The sequence below is a fragment of the Streptomyces sp. NPDC002958 genome (assembly GCF_055563255.1).
Genome location: NZ_JBVHDS010000005.1, coordinates 84040 through 102856, shown reverse-complemented (window position 1 = coordinate 102856; position 18817 = coordinate 84040). Strand labels below are relative to the sequence as shown.

At 69.1% G+C, this 18817-nt stretch carries 16 protein-coding genes; 13 read left to right on the top strand and 3 right to left on the bottom strand.

Annotated elements, in window-relative coordinates:
- Window positions 1-5: 5 nt before the first annotated feature.
- Window positions 6-680, bottom strand: a complete 675-nt coding sequence (locus tag ACZ3IC_RS11335) for a hypothetical protein (RefSeq protein ID WP_467414899.1) — start codon at window positions 678-680, stop codon at window positions 6-8.
- 15 nt (window positions 681-695) lie between these two features.
- Window positions 696-4775, bottom strand: a complete 4080-nt coding sequence (locus tag ACZ3IC_RS11330; RefSeq protein ID WP_467414898.1) for a phage tail protein — start codon at window positions 4773-4775, stop codon at window positions 696-698.
- A 262-nt stretch (window positions 4776-5037) separates the two neighbouring features.
- On the opposite strand from ACZ3IC_RS11330, the gene ACZ3IC_RS11325 reads away from it, so the two are divergent.
- The 13 genes from ACZ3IC_RS11325 to ACZ3IC_RS11265 all read left to right on the top strand — a co-directional run bounded on the left by ACZ3IC_RS11325 (window position 5038) and on the right by ACZ3IC_RS11265 (window position 17278).
- A complete protein-coding gene (locus ACZ3IC_RS11325) occupies window positions 5038-6600 on the top strand; it encodes a phage tail sheath family protein (RefSeq protein WP_467414896.1) in 1563 nt (520 codons plus the stop codon).
- Between the two features lie 77 nt (window positions 6601-6677).
- Window positions 6678-7121, top strand: coding sequence for a phage tail protein (locus ACZ3IC_RS11320; protein WP_072488539.1), 444 nt, complete (start codon window positions 6678-6680; stop codon window positions 7119-7121).
- On the top strand, window positions 7121-7579 hold the full coding sequence (locus ACZ3IC_RS11315) for a hypothetical protein (protein ID WP_467414894.1): 459 nt from the start codon (window positions 7121-7123) through the stop codon (window positions 7577-7579). The genes ACZ3IC_RS11320 and ACZ3IC_RS11315 overlap by 1 nt, the downstream gene beginning before the upstream one ends.
- Entirely contained in the window at window positions 7576-7719 is a 144-nt protein-coding gene (locus tag ACZ3IC_RS11310) for a DUF6760 family protein (protein ID WP_093896703.1), read from the top strand. Before ACZ3IC_RS11315 ends, ACZ3IC_RS11310 begins: the two co-directional genes overlap by 4 nt.
- Window positions 7720-7748: 29 nt before the next feature.
- Window positions 7749-9521, top strand: coding sequence for a hypothetical protein (locus tag ACZ3IC_RS11305; RefSeq protein ID WP_467414891.1), 1773 nt, complete (start codon window positions 7749-7751; stop codon window positions 9519-9521).
- A gap of 40 nt (window positions 9522-9561) precedes the next feature.
- Complete coding sequence (locus ACZ3IC_RS11300) at window positions 9562-9999, top strand: phage tail protein (RefSeq protein WP_072488542.1); 438 nt, start codon at window positions 9562-9564, stop codon at window positions 9997-9999.
- Window positions 10000-10004: 5 nt separating this feature from the next.
- A complete protein-coding gene (locus ACZ3IC_RS11295) occupies window positions 10005-10808 on the top strand; it encodes a CIS tube protein (RefSeq protein ID WP_467414889.1) in 804 nt (267 codons plus the stop codon).
- Entirely contained in the window at window positions 10808-12853 is a 2046-nt protein-coding gene (locus ACZ3IC_RS11290; protein WP_467414886.1) for a VgrG-related protein, read from the top strand. Before ACZ3IC_RS11295 ends, ACZ3IC_RS11290 begins: the two co-directional genes overlap by 1 nt.
- 36 nt (window positions 12854-12889) lie before the next feature.
- On the top strand, window positions 12890-13183 hold the full coding sequence (locus ACZ3IC_RS11285; protein ID WP_467414884.1) for a PAAR domain-containing protein: 294 nt from the start codon (window positions 12890-12892) through the stop codon (window positions 13181-13183).
- 6 nt (window positions 13184-13189) lie between these two features.
- Window positions 13190-13603 carry a GPW/gp25 family protein gene (locus ACZ3IC_RS11280; RefSeq protein ID WP_072488546.1) on the top strand — a complete coding sequence of 138 codons (414 nt, stop codon included), beginning with the start codon at window positions 13190-13192 and terminating at the stop codon, window positions 13601-13603.
- Window positions 13600-15558, top strand: coding sequence for a putative baseplate assembly protein (locus ACZ3IC_RS11275; RefSeq protein WP_467414882.1), 1959 nt, complete (start codon window positions 13600-13602; stop codon window positions 15556-15558). The genes ACZ3IC_RS11280 and ACZ3IC_RS11275 overlap by 4 nt, the downstream gene beginning before the upstream one ends.
- A 5-nt stretch (window positions 15559-15563) precedes the next feature.
- Window positions 15564-16097: a phage tail protein gene (locus ACZ3IC_RS11270; protein ID WP_467414880.1), complete on the top strand. Its 534-nt coding sequence runs from the start codon at window positions 15564-15566 to the stop codon at window positions 16095-16097.
- Window positions 16098-16456: 359 nt separating this feature from the next.
- The gene (locus tag ACZ3IC_RS11265) at window positions 16457-17278 is read left to right on the top strand and encodes a discoidin domain-containing protein (protein WP_467414879.1); all 822 of its coding nucleotides are present in this window, start codon (window positions 16457-16459) and stop codon (window positions 17276-17278) included.
- 40 nt (window positions 17279-17318) lie between these two features.
- On the opposite strand, the gene ACZ3IC_RS11260 is transcribed toward ACZ3IC_RS11265, so the two are convergent.
- On the bottom strand, window positions 17319-18689 hold the full coding sequence (locus ACZ3IC_RS11260; RefSeq protein ID WP_467415404.1) for a diaminopimelate decarboxylase: 1371 nt from the start codon (window positions 18687-18689) through the stop codon (window positions 17319-17321).
- Window positions 18690-18817 lie beyond the last annotated feature (128 nt).

Sequence of the window (18817 nt, the reverse complement as noted above, 5' to 3'; positions counted from 1 at the left end):
CCCCCTCAGGGGCCGAGGGTGGTCGGCATCAGATCCATACGGTCGAAGAGTTTGGGTACTTCGTCCGGGTTCTGATCAAGCAGATTCGCCAGTTCTTCGCGGGCCACGATGGGATGGCTCAGGTCGGGCATGTCTGTCAACGCCAGTCCGGGGCGGCACAGTCTGGTCCCGTCGTGTGCCTTGTAGAAGCAGTACGGAAGACCGCGGCGTTGCAGTTCGAGGGTCATTTTCCAGTCGAGCTCGTCGGAAACGGAAACCCGGACACCCTTTTCCTGTAACTGCGGCGCAAGAATCCGGTAGGAGTTTTCGGACAACGGGTTCCCCCGGACGTCCAGACGCCGCATCTTTGGACACGAGAGGAGAGCGCTCAGATCCTCGATCCGGTTCATTCCTGCGGTGAGGCGCCTCAATAAGGGAAAGTTCTCGATCCCGGCAAGGTTTTCGAGGTTGCTGAACTGTACGACGATTGTGGCGAGCGCTGGGAGTTCACCCAACTGGTCGAGATCGACAGGATCGCAGCCGATTAGTTGAAGGATTTCCAGGTTCTGGCAAGCCGATAGGTCTTCCAGATTTCGGGCGTAGGAGACGTGGAGGTAGGTAACCGACTGAAGCAATTCGAGCGAGAACGGTTGCTGCTGCCCGATCTCTCGGCTGATCGCCTGTGCTACGGAAGGGTCCATGTTCGCGAATCCTCACTAGGTTATTTTTTCTATCTCATCTCTTACTTTTTCGAAATCTTTGAGAATTTGCTGGTAGTTTTTGCTCTGCTCTTCGGCCAGCTTTCTGACACTCCAGGAAGCGTATTGGCTCGGTGCTATCCTGTAGCGTACTCCAACTGGATCTCTGACGACTTCCGGCGGCAGACCAGCAGTGCTGCCCGACCAGATGAGTGGCCCATCCTCAAACTCTTCAATAATTTTATCCAGACAGGCAAGCGCACCCGCCTCCTGGCTCTCCCGGAAGATCGCTTGAAGTCGATTATGGAAGTCTTCGGTACCATTCGTGAAGATTGACTTGTCCTCATCGTTCCTGTAGAAGGTGCCCACGTGGCCTCCGGGCGGGCTGGAGGGTCCTTCGGGGCGCTTCCAGATGACGAAGTTGGTTGGTGAGCGCAAAAGATGATGGAGTCGAAGCCAACGTAATCCTTCGGCAGCCTTATCCGCGTCGTGCAGAGATATTGCATGCTGCAGGACATCCCTGATGAGATCGGATGGGATCCATTCGTGATGGTTCGGCATGGCATCGCGAAACCTGCCCTTGACCCAATCAGAGTTTGCGCTGCCGGAGTTCCAGAGGTCGCTGAATTTCTGCCATGTTATTCCTTGCACTGATCTCTCGCTCGAATCGCCGGGCTTCCGTTTGCCGTCTTCTCCCAGAAGCATTTTTTCCAAGAAGGGGATGAGGCCGCCCGCCTTCTTTACGGCCTCGACCAGATCGGGTTCCACGCTGTCTTTTAGGAAGGGATGGAACTTTCCGTAGTGGGAAAGCCTCGGATCGAACCCGATCTTACTGATCTGGTCTGTCAGGCTGGCCTTAAGTTTATCGGTTGCGCTTGAGGCTGCAACTCCTTCTTTTCCTTTTTTGGTAACATTTGCGGCTGCGCCATTTCCGATTTTCTTGAGGAATTCTTCGCGTACAGGATTTCGATCCTCGCTCGTGAACACGTAATCCCGGAAGGTCTTGGTGTCGGCCGACCTGGTGCCAGGAGCTTCTTTGAAGTATTTGATAAGTTTTGGGTGGGCGTATGCCGACCGATCGTTACGCAAATATTCGATACCGTCCGCATTGGTATCCGATAGGGCGTCGTCTCGCGACGGCCAAATTTTACTTTCCCCTGCTTTTGGATTCTCCAGTTGCTTATCCCACCACCAGTCGTGCGGTGCGCTCTCGGACCATTCTTTGCCATGCTTGTGAAGATGTTTTCTTATTTCGTTCTCGTATTTCTCGTCCTCGGGGTCATCAGGCCTTCTGATGGTCCCCTCTGCGACCGTCACGGGCGCGCTGGCGCGTGCTACTACCTTGAAGGAAGTGGAGTCTTCTCCCTTTATTTTCCGGAGTGACTTGAGTCCCTGTGGGCGCAGGGTTTCCATCGTCTTCTTGATCGCTAGATCCAGATGGCTTTCGGCGGACATGGGGGAGGAAGTGGGGCCTGCCAGGAGCCGGCGGGCCTCTCTTTTCACGTTGCGGCTGTTGGGAGTCTCATCGTTCTTTCTGTCCTTCCTGTCGCGCTTGAGTTTGTTCCAAAGGGCTTTGCCCTTTTTGGCGATGAAGCCCACGATTTTGTCGATGGCGCGGTTGACGGGTTTGGCGACGGCGTGGAAGACGGATTTGACTTTGTTGGCGAGGTTGCCGATGCCGAGGAGTGAGGCGAGGAAGCCGATGAGGAGGGGGACGCTGGCGGCGAGGGCGGCTTCGACCATCTTGGGGACGCCTGCGGTGCCGCCGTTGGCGATGGCGATTACGGCGTCGAGGACGGCGTTGACGAACTCCACGATCTGGGCGCCCTGGTTCACGATGAACGTGACGATGTCGATGATTCCCTTGACCGCGCGGACGAACGCGGAGGCGGGGTTGAGGAGGGAGATGATCCAGGTGATGCCGGCGATGATGACGGTGGGGATCAGGTAGCTGGTGAGTTTCTCGAGGATGGTGGCCTTGAGGTCGCCGGCCTCGGCGGTGATTTCCTTGACGGCGCCCGCGGGGCCCTCGCGGGCGAGGGTCTGGGCGACGGGGACGGACTGTTCGACGGCGGTCATCGCCTGGTCGGGGACGCCCTTGCGGGTGATGCGGGCGCGGATGTTGTCCCAGGTCAGGCCGAGGAGGGAGGCGATGAGCTGGATGATGCCCTTGAGGTCGAACTTCTGGGGGAGTTCGAGGCCCGCCTTGACCGCGGTGCCGAGCAGCCAGGACACGACGCCGGTCTTGAGGTGGGTGGCGATGTTGGTGATGAAGAGGTTGAGGCCCGCGCCGACTGCCTTGACCAGGTTGCCCAAGAAGCCGATCGGGTCCTTGATGATCTTCATGATCGCGGAGGCGGCCTTGGCGAGGATGCCGAGCAGGAGGTTCTTCAGCTCGTTGATCGTCTTGAGGGCGCCGACGATCGCGTCCTTCGCCTTGTCGACCAGGCCCTTGTTGGCTTCCTGGAGCTTCTTGATCTCCTCGTCGACCTTGTTCAGCGCGGCGGTGTACTTCGTGGCCAGGTCCTGGACGAGTTGTTCGGACTTCTCATTGACGGTGGCTTCCAGGTCGTCGAACTTCCCCGCGAAGTCCTTCGCCGCCTCCTCGCCGAACTGGCGCAGGTCGGCGGGGAGTTTGTCGACCTCGGCCTTCAACTCCGCACGACCCTTGGCGATACGGGCCTTCGCCTTGCCGAGTTCGGCGCCGATGATGTCGGCGACGGACGAGATGACCGCCTGCATCTTCGCGACGTAGAGCTTGCGGGCCTCCTGGAAGAGGTCGTTGGCCTCCTTGGGCATGCCCATGAGCTTGTCCTTGGCCCACTTCGCCGGCCCGAACATCCCCGAGTACCGCTTGTCCTTGTACTTCTTCATCCGGCGCTTGTGGTCCGCGGTGAACGCGTCCCTCGCCGCCTTCTCCCCCGTCGTGAACGCCGTGTCGACCTTCTTGTCCAGGCCGGACAGGGTCTCCTCGACGTCCTTCTTCGTGCCGTCGTAGACCTTCTGCAGCGTCGCCGTGACCTCGGCGCGCTTCTTCTCGTCCTTCGACTTCGTCTCGCCCTTGCCCCCGTCGACCTGCTTCCCCGCCGAAGCACGCGTCGCGGTCAGGGCGTTCATGGCCTGCGCCCCGGACGCCGCCGCGCCCGCCTTCGCCGTGGACAACTGCTCGGCCTCGGCCGCCCTGCCCTTGACCGGCGCCTTCGCCGAGTCCGTCTCAGCCGTCTTCTTCGCCGAAAGGGCCTGATCGAACTCCGGCTCGTTGCCCTTGGCGAGCTGCTCCTCGGTGACCTCCGCGTCCGCCATCGTCTGATCGTTGGCGGCCGGGCCCTGGGAGAAGTCCGTGACCGCGGCCGGCTGCTTCTCCGGGATCGCGTCCGTGGCGGACGGGGCGCCGGGGTTGGCCGGCGCCTGGTCCGGGGTCATCGGGGTGACTGGCTTGTCCTTGGCGGCCGACGTGTCCGGCGGCGCCTTCGTCGCCGTGTCGATGTCCTTGGCGGAGGACTCCTTGCCGTCCGAGACCTTGCCGTCGACCTCGTCCTTGATCTTGTCGGCCTTCCCCGACTTGGAGAACTTGTCCGCCTGATCGAGGTTCTTCGGCGCCTGCGCGTCGATCGCCTTGTTCACCGCGTCGACGAACGCCTGCTTGTTGAACTCGCCCGGCTTCGCCGCGTTCATCTTCTCCGCGTTCGCCGCCTTGCCCTGCGCCTCCTTGTCGTCGGGGGGAGCGACCGCCGCGTCCTGCGCGGACTTCGACTCGGTGGCTGCGGGGGCGTGGGCCGCGACCCTCGTCCGCTTCGCCGCCACATCCGCCTTCACCTTCCGGAAACCGGGCGCCTGGGCTGGGGAGGGTTTGACGGGGGCGGTATAACGCTGCGCGACCAGGCGGGAGACCGCCGCGTTCCCCGCCGCGCGTTGCAGACGTTGCAGGCTGCGCGGATCAGGGGCAGGGCGGTCCCCGGAGGGGCGGACATCGGTCCGGTGGTGGGGTGGGGGTGTCTGCGAACGTGACACTTCGGGCGTGACTGTCACGTTCTCGTGAGGGGGAGTACCTCCACGGCCGGACACGGAGGCGGGGTCCTTCTCCGGAACCGCCTTCATCCGCCCTCCCGGCCCACCACTTCCCCGGACAGTCGGCACTTGACGCACATGGCCCTGCCGCCGCCCCAGCGTGCGGGGGCGGTACCTCGCGTATGCAGCGCATGGGGACGGGTCCGGGGGCAGCGCGCGCTGACACGTAAAGCGCGAGGACGTTGCCTGATCGGGCAGCGGCCGGTGCACGGGTGGGCGACCGAGTGTCCGTTCCCGGTGATCGCCGCTCTCGCAAGAATTGCGGGCGTTCCCCGGCCAAGGAGAGACTCACATGCCGTCGTACCTGTCCCCGGGCGTCTACGTCGAAGAGATCGAGTCCGGGTCCCGGCCGATCGAAGGGGTGGGCACCTCGGTCGCCGCCTTCGTCGGCTTCGCCCAGAAGGGCCCGTTCGACGAGCCGACGCTGATCACCAACTGGAGCCAGTTCGCCGGCACATTCGGTGACTTCGTCGACGGGACGTATCTGGCGTCGGCCGTGTACGGATTCTTCGCCAACGGTGGCGGCGTCTGCTACGTGGTGCGCATCGGTGACGGCACCGAGCCGCCGGCAGAAGGAGACGACGAACGGAGCGCCGGGCAGTTGCCCGCGGGGTCGGAGACGCAGCTCGGGCCGTACGCGGTGAAGCCCCGCCCCGGTGTGACGGGAGAGGTCACCGTCGAGGTGACCGAGGTGGAGGGGGACGATCCGCCCTCCGACGTCTTCCAGCTGATCGTGAAGCGGGACGGGCAGGTCGCGGAGACGTACCCGGGCGTCACGACCAAGCGCAGCAAGGAGAACGTCGCCACCCGGGTCAACACCAAGTCCGAGCTCATCGAGATACGTGAGTCCGGGCGTGGTGCCGCTCCCGCCAAACCCGAGCCGCAGACCGTGACCCTCGCCCCCGCCGCCCCCGCCGCCCCCGCATCACCCGGCGGCGCCGGGGCGCTGACCCCCGAGCTGTACGTCGGCGACCCCGACCGCCGGACCGGTCTCGGCGGGCTCGAAGCGGTCGAAGAGGTCACGACCATCGCCGTGCCGGACCTGATGAGCGCGTACGAACGCGGGCTGTTGGACCTGGAGTCGGTCATCGCCGTGCAGCAAGGGCTGGTCAGTCACTGCGAGTTGATGGGCGACCGCGTCGCCATTCTCGACCCGCCGCCCGGACTGAGCCCGCAGCAGATTCGCGCCTGGCGCACCGGCCAGGCCAACTTCGACTCCAAGTACGCCACGCTCTACTACCCCTGGATCCGGGTCGCCGATCCTTCGTCCGGACGCGCCCGACTCGTCCCGCCGAGCGGCCACATCGCCGGGGTCTGGGCACGTAACGACGAGTCGCGCGGTGTGCACAAGGCCCCGGCCAACGAGGTCGTACGCGGTGCTGTCGCCCTCCAGACCCAGCTGACCAAGGGCGAACACGATCTGCTCAACCCGATCGGGCTGAACTGCATCCGGTCCTTCCCCGGGCGCGGCATCCGGGTCTGGGGCGCGCGCACGCTGGCCTCCGACCCCGCCTGGCGCTATCTGAACGTCCGGCGCCTCTTCAACTACCTGGAGGAGTCGATCCTCGCCGGTACGCAGTGGGTCGTCTTCGAGCCGAACGACGACGCCCTGTGGGCCCGTATCCGGCGCACGGTCTCGGCGTTCCTGGTCAACGAGTGGCGCAAGGGGGCGCTGTTCGGGCTCACCCCGGAAGAGGCGTTCTACGTCAAGTGCGACCGCGAGACCAACCCGCCGGAGAGCATCGACGCAGGTCAGGTCATCTGTGAGATCGGGGTGGCACCGGTCAGGCCGGCGGAGTTCGTCGTCTTCCGCCTCTCCCAGCTGACCGGGGGCACCGGCGGCGTCGACGAGTAGCGCCGCCGGGCGCCGGGCCGTAGCAGCGCGGCCGTCCTGAGGTCCACCAAGCGGTAAAAGCGGTAAAGGAGCCTGTTGTGCCACTTCCCGATCTCGACAGCACCGTCGGGGCCTCCTTCGGCCTCGAATTCGACAGCGTCGTCATCAAGCAGATCACCGAGGTCAGTGGTCTGAAGATGGAGCAGGACGTCATCGAGCTGAAGCAGAACACCGCCGACGGCCGCTACGCCATCAAGAAGCTCCCCGGCAGGCCGAAGGCCGGTGAGGTGACCGTGACCCGCGGTCTCACCGAGGACAACAGCTTCGAACGGTGGATCAAGGACTCCCGGTTCGGCCGGATGACCGCAGCCCGCCGCAACGGCGCGGTCATCGTGTACGACCACGAAGGCATCGCCATCAAGCGTTACAAGCTCATCAACGCCTGGCCGAAGTCCCTGGAGATCGGCACCCTCAAGGCCGGTGACACCTCGGTCCTGACGGAGAAACTCGCGATCACCTACGAGAGCATGGAACTCGACTGATGCGACGTACGGCTCCGGCGGAGGCCCTTGAACGGCCGGACGCGCACCTCCCGGCCGGTGGGAGCGGGCGGTCCGGCCAACGGGAGCAGCTCCGCACCGAGTTCACCTTCGAGCTGCCGCGCGGGTACGTCGACGACGCGGGCGTCGTGCACCATACGGGCGTCATGCGGCTCGCGACCGCGCGCGACGAACTCGTGCCGCTGCGGGACGACCGGGTGCGGGAGAACTCCGCGTACCTCTCGGTCGTGCTCATCGCCCGGGTCGTCACCCGGATCGGCACGATCGACGACATCCACCCCGGCATCATCGAGGACCTCTTCGCCTCCGACCTGGCCTTCCTCCAGGACTTCTACCGGCGGATCAACGCCGAGGGACACACCCGCGCCGCCGTCACCTGTCCGTCCTGCCAGGAGGAGTTCGCGGTGAATCTCGCCGGTGGCCGCCTGGGGGAATCGTGACGTACGCGGCCGACCTGCTCTACGAGGAGGTCGCGTACCTCGCCTATCACTTCCACTGGCCGCTCGATGAGCTGCTGGACCTGGAGCACCCGGAACGACTGAGGTTCGTCGCACAGATCGCTCGCCTCAACGGGCAGTAGCGAACAGCGCAGGGAGGGCGGGAAAATCCATGGGCCTGATGTCCTGGCTGCGCGGTGGCGGGCGCACGGAGGCGAGCACGGGCGCGGAGGCGGGCAGTGCGGGCGCTGCTCCGCCGGCGGCGCCGCGCGAACGGGTCGACCTGTCCGAACTGCCGCCGATCCAGCGGACCCTGGGGACTCAGGATCTGGTCATCGACCCCTCCGGATTCCAGGGGTCGCTCTCCACCCGGCAGGACGCCTCGCTCGGGACCCCGCTCGGGCATCTGGTCAGTCCGGACGCGCCCACCGGGCTGGTGCACGGGATCACCGCCCCGGCCGCCCCGGCCACCCCGGTCGCCGTGGACCGTCCGTCGCCGGTGCAGCGGTCCGTGGAGCGTTCGACGGAGCTGCCGGTCGCGGTCAGGTCCGTCCCCCTGTCCGTACCCATGCAGCGCGTCGTCCCGGGTGATGCGCCCGCGATGACGTCGGCCGGGGAGTCGGCCGTGGCGGAGTTGCCGGTACGCCAACTGGTGGGCGAGCAGCCGCTTGTGGCGGCATCCGAATCGGCTGCGCCAGAGCCCGCGACGCCGCACCCGTCCCCGCACCCGCACCCGTCCCCGTCCCCGCACCCGTCCCCGGCTGTGCCCGTTCAACGCTCGGTGATGCCGCCCGCCCCCGGCTCGGCCCGGCGCGCGCCCGGTCTTGGTGCGCCGATGTCTGCGCTGCCACCAACGGCACAGCGACAGGTCGCTGTTGACGGTTTGGGTGCGGAGGCCGGGGGGATTCCGGTTGCCCGGAGCGTGGCGGACGGTGGGGGCGGTGAGGCCGGTGAGGTCCCTGAGGCCGCTCAGGTGCCCGTGGCCCCGGAGGCGCAGCCCGACTCCGGTGGGCCCACCGCGCCGCTGCTCGGCGACTCTCCCTTGCTCCCCGCCGCGTCGGACTCCACACCGTCGGCATCCACGTCGGCGGTGCAGCGGACCCCCGCCGTGCCGCCGCAGTCTCCCCTGGCGCCGCCCCCGAGCACCGCTCCGGTCGCGCCGCTGCTCGCCGACCGGCCCGTCACGCTCCAGAACGCGCGCAGCGGTGGTCCGGGGGCCGTACAGCGTTCCGCAGTGGACGAAGCGGCACCGTCTCCGCCGGCCGGTGCGGGGCCGATGTCGGTGCCAGGTGCAGAACCGGTGTCCCTGGCCGATGCCGTTCCGGTGCGCTGGACGTCCGGTGGGGCGGGGGCGCCGTCGATGGCGGCGACACCGTCCGTACCGGCGGCGCTGCAACGTAACGTCACGGCTCCGGGGCAGGGGACGGGCGCGCCCTCCCCGCCGCTTCACGCCCTTCAGCGGCAGGCAGCCGGGGGGCCGCCGGTGCCCCGTTCACTGCCGGGGTCCGGTAGCCGTACCGCACCGTCCGCCGCCCACACTCCCTCCGCGCCTTCCGCGCCCTCCTTCACCTCGGCCGGTTCGGTCGCCGTGGCCGCCGGTGTGGCACAGCGGATGGCCGACGGCAGCGTCGTCTTCGGGTCTCCGCCCCCGCCGTACGCGCCGCCCGTCGTCCAGCGCGAGACCGGGACCGAGGAGCCACCGCCACCGGATCCGCCCCGGGAGGCCGTGCCCGAACCCGACCCGGAGCCCCAACCGGAACCCGGACCCGCGGCCGAGGAACACGCCGCGCCCGGCGCTCCCGGCCACGGCGCCGCCCCAGGAGGTGCGCCCGTCGTCACCGACGAGCTGGTACGCGCCCTGTACCCGCCGCTCAGCAGGCTCTTCAAGGCGGATCTGCGGCTGGAACGCGAACGAGCGGGATTCCTCATCAACACCAGGCACTGAGAACGGCAGCGACAACAAAGCGAAGTGAGAGGTAAGCGCCATGGCCACCGCCCAGGAAAACGATCCCGCCGTCAGCGTCTGCTTCGTCGTCACGATCGACGACATCGAGCTCGGATCGTTCAACACATGTGACGGGCTGGGCTGCGAAGTGGTGCTCGAAACACGGGAGGAGGGCGGCAACAACGGGCATCTGTGGCAGCTGCCGACCCGCCTGAAGTACTCGAACGTCAAGCTGTCCAGGCCGCTGACCAAGGAGACCGAGAAGGTGGCGCGCTGGTTCGCCACCATGACGACCGGGTTCAGCCGCAAGACGGCGCACATCGAGGCACGGACCGGGGACGGGCAGAAGGTGGCCCAGTGGGGGCTGCTGGAGGTCGTGCCCGTCCGCTGGACCGGCCCCTCCTTCACCCCCGAATCGCCCAAGGTCGCGATGGAGACGATCGAGATCGCCCATCACGGCTATGTGATGGAGGGCTGAGCGACGTGAGCGGTGCGGGTCCCATCGCCTTCAGTGCCGCCGGCACGGCGGGGGCATCGGCCGCGAAGGCGGGCAAGGGAGGTTCGGCCAGGCCCAAGCTGGAGCACGCCTACCTGGAGCTGCGCACCCCGCCGACCGGCGGTGGCCTCACTCCCGGCGGCCCGTGCGGGCGGATCGACTTCCAGTTCAACCCCAAGGAACTCAGCCTCACCAAGGCAGCCTCCTGGAAACGGAGCCCGGCCAAGGGCGCGAAGAGCTCCGGCCCGCCGGAGTACCAGGGCTCGCAGCCCAGCAAGCTCACCGTGGAGATGTTCTTCGACGCCAGCGACACCCAGGACACCCGGGTGGTGACCTCCGTGGAGCAGCTCTTCGCGTGCTGCGTGCCGACCAACGAGACCCGTCAGCAGCAGCGTTCGTCGCCGCCGTGGGTGGTTTTCCACTGGGGCGGGCTGACCGGGTTCCCCGGCTATGTCAGTCAAGTGCAGGCGAAATACACCCTGTTCACCACGTCGGGCGTGCCGATCCGGGCCGTCTGCCAGGTGACGATGGAGGAGATCAGTGGCGACACCCCGGGGCAGAACCCGACCTCGGGCGCCCTCGCGGCCCGCCGGGTGCATCGGCTGGGCGCCGGGGATTCGCTGCCGTCGCTCGCCCAGCGCGAGTACGGCGATCCGGCGGCCTGGCGGGTGATCGCGGAGGCGAACGGGATCGACGACCCGATGCGGCTGGCCCCCGGACGGGAGCTGCTGCTCCCGGCGCTCGACGAGCTGAGTCGGCTCGAAGAGGGCCGGGACGGAGGGCGGTCCTGATGGCGCAGCCGGGCGTCGCGACGGCGCTGGTGGTGGAGCTCGGGGGCAGTCCGCTGCCGCCGAAGTTCGTGAACACGCTGGTCGAGGGGTACGTCGACGACAGCCGGACGCTGCCCGACCTGTTCCTGCTGCGCTTCCGCGACCCGGACCGGGTGCTGCTGGGCCAGACCGGGCTGAAGATCGGCAGCGAGGTCAGGCTGCTGGCCCGGGCGGGCGGCGACTCGGCCCCGAAACCGCTGCTGAAGGGCGTGGTCACCGCCCTGGAGGTGGAGCTCGACGAGACCGGTACCTTCACCGTCGTACGCGGTCTCGACGAGTCGCACCGGCTGTTCCGCGGCCGCCGGGTGGCCAGCTACCAGAACATGACGCTCGCCGACATCTGCGCCCAGGTCGCCCAGCGCGCCGGACTGAAGCCGGGAAAGGTCGACGTGGCCGGTCCCGTGCTCGAACACATCGTCCAGCCCAACGTCACCGACTGGGAGTTCGTGCGCGATCTGGCGGAGGAGGCGGGCGCGCAGGCGTACGTACTCGACGGGCAGCTGCACATCACCAGGCCCGCAGAGGCGAGCGGCGCGCCCGACGGTTCGGCACGGGCCGACCGCAATCCGCTGGTCCTGGAGATGGGCAGCAATCTGCTGCGCTGCCGGGCCGGGGTGTCGTCCGCCGAGCAGGTCTCCGAGGTCGAGGTGCGCGGCTGGGACGTCAAGACCAAGCAGCCGCTGGTCGGGCGGGCGCCCGCCGGGAAGTCGGCCACCTTGGAGCTGGGGGTGAGCGCGGCCGAGGTGTCCGCCCCGTTCGGCGAGGCGCGTTTCGTGGTCACGGACACGGCGTACGGGGCGCAGGCGCAGGTGGATCAGGCGGCAAAGGCCCTGGCGGAGCGGATCGCCGGGTCGTTCGCGGAGCTGGAGGCGGTGATCCGGGGGAACCCGGAGGTGCGGGCCGGCAGCGCGGTGGCGCTCAACGCGGTGGGGGCGCCGTTCGAGGGGCGGTACACGGTCACGTCGTCGCGCCATGTCTTCGACCCGGTGCGCGGGTACGAGACCTGGCTCACGGTCTCCGGGCAGCAGGAGCGTTCGCTGTTCGGTCTGACCGGCGGAGGACCGGGGGCGGGCGGGTCCGGAGCGGGGTCAGGTGGCGGGTCGCGCTGCGCGGGGCTGGTCAGCGGGACGGTTACGGACACCCAGGACCCGGAGGGCTCGGGCCGGGTCAAGGTGCGGTTCCCCTGGCTGTCGGACGAGTACGCGAGCGACTGGGCGCGTACGGCGCAGTCGGGCGGGACGAGCGGCGGCGAAGCGTTCATCCCCGAGGTCGGGGGAGAGGTGCTGGTGGGATTCGAGCACGGACACCTGGACCGCCCGTACGTCCTCGCCGGTCTGTACAACGGGAAGGACCGGCCGTCGCAGGGCAGCGGCGGCAGTGGTGCCGGCGGACCGGGCGGGGATGCCGGTGGCGCGTCCGGGCCGGGCGCCGGAGCCGTCCCTGCGGCCGGATCGCCCGTGACCCCGTCGGCCGGATCGTCCACAGCCCCGCCCGCCGCCGCCCCGGTCACCGGATCGTCCGCCGCACCACCCGCCCCGGCAAGCCCGCTGGTCGACCCGACCAGCGGGGCCGTCAACCGACGTTCGGTCGCCTCCAAGAGCGGCAACCAGCTGGAGATCCTGGACGACGCCAACGGACCGCAGGGCGTACGCCTGCTCACCGGCGACGGAAAGCTGAAGATCGATCTGGACCGCCGGGGCACCGTGATCGTGATCAACAGCGACGGCAGCGTGAACATCGAGGCCAAGCAGCAGGTGTCCATCAAGGCGGCCCGCGGGGTCGCGCTGGACGGCGGGCAGGGAACGCTCGAACTGAGCGGCGACAGCGTCACGTTGAAGTCCCGCAGCGGAGTGACCGTCGACGGCGGGAACGGCGAGGTCAAGCTCTCCACCGGCGGCACGGTCGACGTCCGGGGCGCCCAGGTCGCGGTCAACGGAACGCAGCGCACCGACATCAAGGGCGGCGGCTCCCTGACCATCAACGCACCCATGGTGAGGATCAACTGACCGCGCGGACGCGCCGATCGAGAGGAACGGACTTCCATGTCAGCAGCCGCGGCGGCAGCCGCACGGGTCGGCGACCCCACCGGACACCCCGGCACGGTCGGGCCCCCCGGCGTCCCGACCGTGCTGATCGGCGGGCTCCCCGCCGCCACGGTCGGCACCCCGCACCTGTGCGCGATGCCGCCGCCCGCGGTGCACGCCCCGTCCGCGATAACGCCGCCCGGCAGCACCACGGTGCTGATCGGCGGGCAGCCCGCCGCACGCGTCGGGGACCGGGCCGCCTGCGGCGCACCCATCGTGTCCGGGTGCCCGACGGTACTGATCGGAGGCTGAGCGTCCATGGGTCAGGAGTTCATCGGCGCGGGCTGGGCCTTCCCGCCGCGCACCGACGCCACCGGTTCCATCGCCCTGGTACGCGGGGAGCACGAGCTGGAGGAGTCGATCCGGCTGATCCTGGCGACGTCACCGGGCGAGCGGCCGATGCGGCCCGAGTTCGGCTGCGCCGTCAACGACTACGTGTTCGCCCCGGCGGACGCGGGCACTGCTGGGCAGCTCGCGTACGAGGTGCGCCTCGCGCTCGACAGGTGGGAGCCCCGGATCGAGGTCACCGAGGTCGTCGTCCGGTTCGACGAGGTGGACAACGGCGTCCTGTACATCGACATCGGCTACACCGTCCGGGGCGCCAACGACCCCCGGAACCTGGTCTTCCCGTTCTATGTGATCCCGCAGCACGAGGAGGTGGACGGCGCGTGACGCTGCCCAGCCCGTATCTGGACGACCGCCGTTTCCAGGGCCTGGTCGACGAGGCGAAACGGCTCGTCCAGCAGCGCTGCCCCGAGTGGTCCGACCACAATGTGTCGGACCCGGGCGTGACCCTCATCGAGGCCTTCGCGACCATGGTCGACCAGCTCGTCTACCGGGTGAACCGGGTCCCGGAAAAGAGCTATCTGACCTTCCTCGACCTGATCGGGGTCCGGCTCCACCAGCCCACGGCCGCCCGCACCGATGTGACGTTCCGGCTCTCCGCGCCGCAGCCGGAGCCGGTACGGGTGCGGGCCGGCACGGAGGTCGCGACCGTGCGCACGGAGACCGAGGAGGCGGTGGTCTTCACCACCGTCGGCGAACTGTCCATAGTTCCCTGCGAGTTCGCCCACCTCGCCGCCTGGCCGACGTCCGGCGACGCCCTGGACCGTACCGAGGAACTCGCGCTCGGCCGGTCCGTCCCCTGCTTCGGCGCCACGCCCGCGCCCGGCGACGCCCTCTACGTGGGCCTGTCCGCGGCCGTCCCGTCGGGAGTCGTCGTGCTGCGGCTGGACTGCGCGGTCGAGGGCGTCGGCGTGGACCCGCTGCGGCCGCCGCTGATCTGGGAGGCGTGGGACGGCAGTGCCTGGATGGCCTGCGAGATCGAGAAGGACGACACCGGCGGCTTCAACCGGTCCGGAGAGCTGATCCTGCACCTGCCGAAGGGCCACACGCCCGCCGTCGTCGTACGCCGGACCGGCGGCTGGCTGCGCTGCCGCCTGGTGGAGGCCGCCCCGGGGCAGCCCACCTACATGGCGCCCCCGGTGGTCCGCCGGATCACCGCGTTCACGATCGGCGCGACCGTCGGAGCCGTGCACGCCGAGACGGTGACCGACGAGGTGCTCGGCCCGGCCGAGGGCGTACCCGGCCAGATCTTCACGGTGAGCCGGCCGCCGGTCGTACCCGGCGACTTCGTCGTCGAGGTCGCGGACTCGGAGGGAGGCCCGCAGGGCACGGAGTGGACCCGGGTCGACGACTTCGCGCACTCCGGCCCCGAGGACCGGCACATCACCCTCGACCCCAACTCGGGGCGGGTCGAATTCGGTCCGGCGGTACGGGAGCGCGACGGCTCCATCCGCTACTACGGCAAGGTGCCGCCGAAGGGCGCCACCGTACGCGTGCGCTCGTACCGCACCGGCGGGGGGCTGCGCGGCAATGTGGCCACCTCCACGCTCCGGGTGCTGCGCAGCGCCATCCCGTACGTGGCCCGGGTGGAGAACCGCCGACCCGCGCTCGGCGGGGTCGACGGCGAGACGGTGGAGAACGCCCGGGTGCGCGGGCCGATGACGCTGCGGACCTTGCGCCGGGCCGTCGTGCCGCACGACTACGAACTGCTCGCCCGGGAGGTCGCGCCCGACGCGGCCCGGGTGCAGTGCATCCCGGCCGGCGGGGACTCGGACGTCGAGGCGGGCGGGGTGCGGCTGCTCGTCGTACCGGCCGGGCGCAGCGACGAGCAGGGCCGGATCCAGTTCGACGAGCTGATCCCGCCGCAGCAGACGCTCGCCCTGATCGCGGGCCATCTGGACGAACGAAGGCCCATCGGGGCCCGGTTGGTGGTCGAGCGGCCCTTCTACCAGGGGGTCACCGTGGTCGCCACGGTCCAGGCCCGCCGGGGCGTCGTGCTGGAGCAGGTGCGCGAGGAGGCGCTGACCGCGCTCTACAGCTACTTCAACCCGCTGAGCGGCGGACCGGGCCGCGACGGCTGGCCGTTCGGCCGGCCGATCCAGTCGGGCGAGGCGTTCGCCGTACTGCAACAGGTACCGGGCGTGGATCTGGTGGAGGACGTACGCCTCTTCCCCGCGGACCCCGTGACCGGGCAGCGAGGCGAACCGACCACCAAGATCACACTGGACCGGCACGCGCTGGTCTTCAGTTTCGAACACCAGCTCCGGGTACGGGAGGCCTGACCGCCATGCGTACAGCCGTGACCGGCCTGCCGACACCGCACCCGCTGATGGAACAGCTCCCGGCGGTCTACCTGGAACAGGACTTCCTGCAACGGTTCCTCGCGGCGCTCGACGACGTACTCGCCCCAATCCTGCTCTCCATCGACAATCTGCCCGCCCACCTCGACCCCCGCAGTGCGCCCGAGGACTTCCTCTCCTGGCTGGCCCAGTGGGTGGCCGTCGACACCCGTCCGGACCACCCGGTCGAGCAGCGGCGCGCGGCGGTACGGGGCGCGGTCGAGCGGCACAGCAGGCGCGGCACCCGGCGTGGGCTCGCGGAAGCGGTGTTCCTGGAGACCGGGATCGAGCCGGACATCGTCGAGAGCGGCGGCACGGCGTGGTCGTCGACGCCGCACACACAGTTCCCGGGCGACCCACGGCCATGGGTGACGGTCCGGGTCCGGGCCTCGCAGCCGTACCAGGTCGACCGGGTACGGCTGGAGGAGCTGATCCGTACGGAGATTCCGGCGCATGTGGGCTTCGACCTGGAGGTCTCGTGATCTGCGAGGCATGTGGGCAGAGCAATGCGCAGGGGACGCAGTTCTGCACGTCGTGTCAGGCGTTTCTGGAGTGGGAGGGGACTGGTGGTGGTTCCCCTGCCACTCCTGCCACTCCTGCCACTCCTGCTTCCCCTGCTTCCCCTGTTTCCGTACCGCAGCCGCAGCCGCAGCCGCAGCTGCAGCTGCAGCCGTCACCGTCACCGCAGCCGCCTCCCGCGCCCCAGCTCCAGCCCCAGCCCCAGCCGTCCCCCCGACCACAGCAGCAATCCCAGCCTCAGCAGCAACCCCAACCCCAACCCCAACCCCAACCCCAACCCCCCGTCGCCGCCGCCCCGCGTCGCCCCGGTGACGAGCTGGACGTGTCGGTGCCGGGGCCCGAGGCCCTGGCCGACGTACCGCCGCTCCTGACGAACACACCGCCGGGCCCACCTCCCGCCGCTCCCGTCCGCTGCCCCAACTGCCGCACGGAGAACGCCCCGGACCGCACCCTGTGCATCCGCTGCGCACTGGTCCTGGACCCGGGGCCGCCGCCCGAGATCCGGCCTCCCTGGTGGCGCCGGATTCTCCGTCGGCGACCGCGTCAGGCCCCCACAGCCGGTACCCGGCCGAGGCGTCGGCTGTGGCGCCGCCGCGGCCTGGCGCTGCCGATCGTGCTGATCGTGGTGGCGTGCGGTGTGTGGTTCGCGCTTCCGCATGTGCCGGGGTGGTTCGGCCTGGCCAAGGACGAGACCGGGACGCCCGAGGCCGTGCCGCCCACCCGGTTCCGGGCCTCCAGCAGGGCGCCGGGCCACCCGGCGGGTGCGGCGTTCGACGGTTTCAACAACCGATACTGGGCGCCCTCGGCCGCAGGCCCCGACACCGGTGTGGGCCAGTACCTGGAATGCGACTTCGAACAGCCGGTACGGGTGCTGAAGCTGGTCGTCTTCTCCGGTACGTCGGCCAAGAAGGACGAGTTCCTCACCCAGGCCCGCCCGGCCAGGATCACCGTCCTGCTCACCTCCGCCGACGGAAGCCGGGTCAGCAAGGCGATCAGGGTCAAGGACCAGCCCGGTCAGCAGACCTTCGACCTGCGCGGTTCGGAGATCGTCCGGGCCCGCCTCACGACGGACACCACGTACGGAGCGGGCCCCGGCCGCCGACTGGCCGTCGCCGAGGTCGAGTTCTTCGGCCGAAGGCCCTGACCCGAAGGGGAGCCGCCGGCGCTCGGACCAGCTCTGTCCGTCACAGGGACGACCCGCCCGCGCGCAGGGCCACCAAGGCGTCCGCCTGTGCGAGGCCGCTCTCCTCGACGACCTCGCGCACGCTCTGCGCCTCACGTACGAGCGCGAAGCGCACCCGCCCGTCCGCGTCCGCCCGGTAGCCGTACACGGCGGGCCGAGGCAGCGAGTTGTACGAGAAGTGCGAGGAGAAGTAGTACGCCCCGGTGTCGTGGAGCGCCACCACGTCGCCGGGCTCGACGACCGGGAGCTCGCGCCCGGTCGCGGTCAGGTCCCCGGCGAAACAGCACGGGCCCGCGATGTCGACGGTCCCGGTCGGGCCCTGCTTCGGGCGGCCCGCGGCGTCGAGCACCTCGACGCGCAGCGGCCAGGCACCGGGCATGAACACCGTACGGGTGGCCACCTGGGCCCCCGCGTGCGTGACCGCGATCTGCCGCCCCCCGGCCGACTTGGTGTACTCGACGACCGTTGCGACCGTTCCGCTCTTGGCCAGCAGGGAGCGGCCGAACTCCGTGATCAGGGTGTAGCGCCCGTCGAACAGACCGGGGACGGCGCCGCGGAGTTCGGCGACATACTCGGCGTACGTCGGCCGGTCGTCCTCGCTGTCGAAGTTGACGGGCAGCCCGCCGCCGATGTCGATCCCGGTGATCCGGTCGCGGCCCAGCTGCGCGTTGATGCGCTCGGCCAGTTCGTACGCGACGCGGATGCCCCGGGCGATGAGCGGCAGCGGGCAGCCCTGGGAACCGACGTGTGCGTGCAGGCGGTTGAGCCACGGCTGGCGCGCGAAAGCGTCGATCACCGCGTCGACGGCCCCCGGATCGCGCAGCGCGACGCCGAACTTCGAGCTCGCGGTCGCGGTGCTCATCGCATCGATGGCACCCGCCCCCACCTGGGGGTTGACCCGCAGCCCGATCGGCCCGGCGGCGGGGCGACCGGCGAGCAGACGGTCGACGCGGGCCATCTCCTGGAAGTTGTCCAGGTTGATCGCGATGCCATGGGCGAGGGCGAACTCCAGCTCCTCGACCGTCTTCGCGGGGCTGTCGAAGACCAGCCGGTCGTACGGGAACCCGGCCGCCAGCGCCTGTTCCAGCTCACCGGGCGAGGCCGCCTCGCAGCCCATTCCCGCCTCGGCCAGCAGTCGTAGCACCGGCACCAGGCCGCATGCCTTGGCCGCGAACGTGTGCCGTACCGGGGCGGGCCCTTCGAACGCCTCGTTCAGCGCGTCGACGGCGGCGAGCACACCGTCCACGTCGAGGAGCCCGACCACGGGCGAGCGCGGACCGAGCAGCCCGTCCTCGACGGCACGTGCCAGCGCCGCCGCACGCCGGGTGCTGCGCTGCTCGGCTGCCGAGTGGGCTGCCGAGCCGGAAGTCATGTGAACCACAACAACAACCCTCCATCTGTCACGTCGGCTGTATGGACAGCTTCGACGCGCAGAGGAAGGCGCGTCTTCGACCGACACGACGATGCCTGCCCGATTTCTTTGTGACACCGGACAGCTGA

Bases quoted from the DNA above. Each gene is read 5' to 3' on its own strand.
- ACZ3IC_RS11325 (WP_467414896.1), top strand. From the start codon at position 5,038: ATGCCGTCGTACCTGTCCCCGGGCGTCTACGTCGAAGAGATCGAGTCC.
- ACZ3IC_RS11335 (WP_467414899.1), bottom strand. From the start codon at position 680: ATGGACCCTTCCGTAGCACAGGCGATCAGCCGAGAGATCGGGCAGCAG.
- ACZ3IC_RS11305 (WP_467414891.1), top strand. From the start codon at position 7,749: ATGGGCCTGATGTCCTGGCTGCGCGGTGGCGGGCGCACGGAGGCGAGC.
- ACZ3IC_RS11260 (WP_467415404.1), bottom strand. From the start codon at position 18,689: ATGACTTCCGGCTCGGCAGCCCACTCGGCAGCCGAGCAGCGCAGCACC.
- ACZ3IC_RS11315 (WP_467414894.1), top strand. From the start codon at position 7,121: ATGCGACGTACGGCTCCGGCGGAGGCCCTTGAACGGCCGGACGCGCAC.
- ACZ3IC_RS11300 (WP_072488542.1), top strand. From the start codon at position 9,562: ATGGCCACCGCCCAGGAAAACGATCCCGCCGTCAGCGTCTGCTTCGTC.
- ACZ3IC_RS11280 (WP_072488546.1), top strand. From the start codon at position 13,190: ATGGGTCAGGAGTTCATCGGCGCGGGCTGGGCCTTCCCGCCGCGCACC.
- ACZ3IC_RS11330 (WP_467414898.1), bottom strand. From the start codon at position 4,775: ATGAAGGCGGTTCCGGAGAAGGACCCCGCCTCCGTGTCCGGCCGTGGA.
- ACZ3IC_RS11270 (WP_467414880.1), top strand. From the start codon at position 15,564: ATGCGTACAGCCGTGACCGGCCTGCCGACACCGCACCCGCTGATGGAA.
- ACZ3IC_RS11290 (WP_467414886.1), top strand. From the start codon at position 10,808: ATGGCGCAGCCGGGCGTCGCGACGGCGCTGGTGGTGGAGCTCGGGGGC.
- ACZ3IC_RS11285 (WP_467414884.1), top strand. From the start codon at position 12,890: ATGTCAGCAGCCGCGGCGGCAGCCGCACGGGTCGGCGACCCCACCGGA.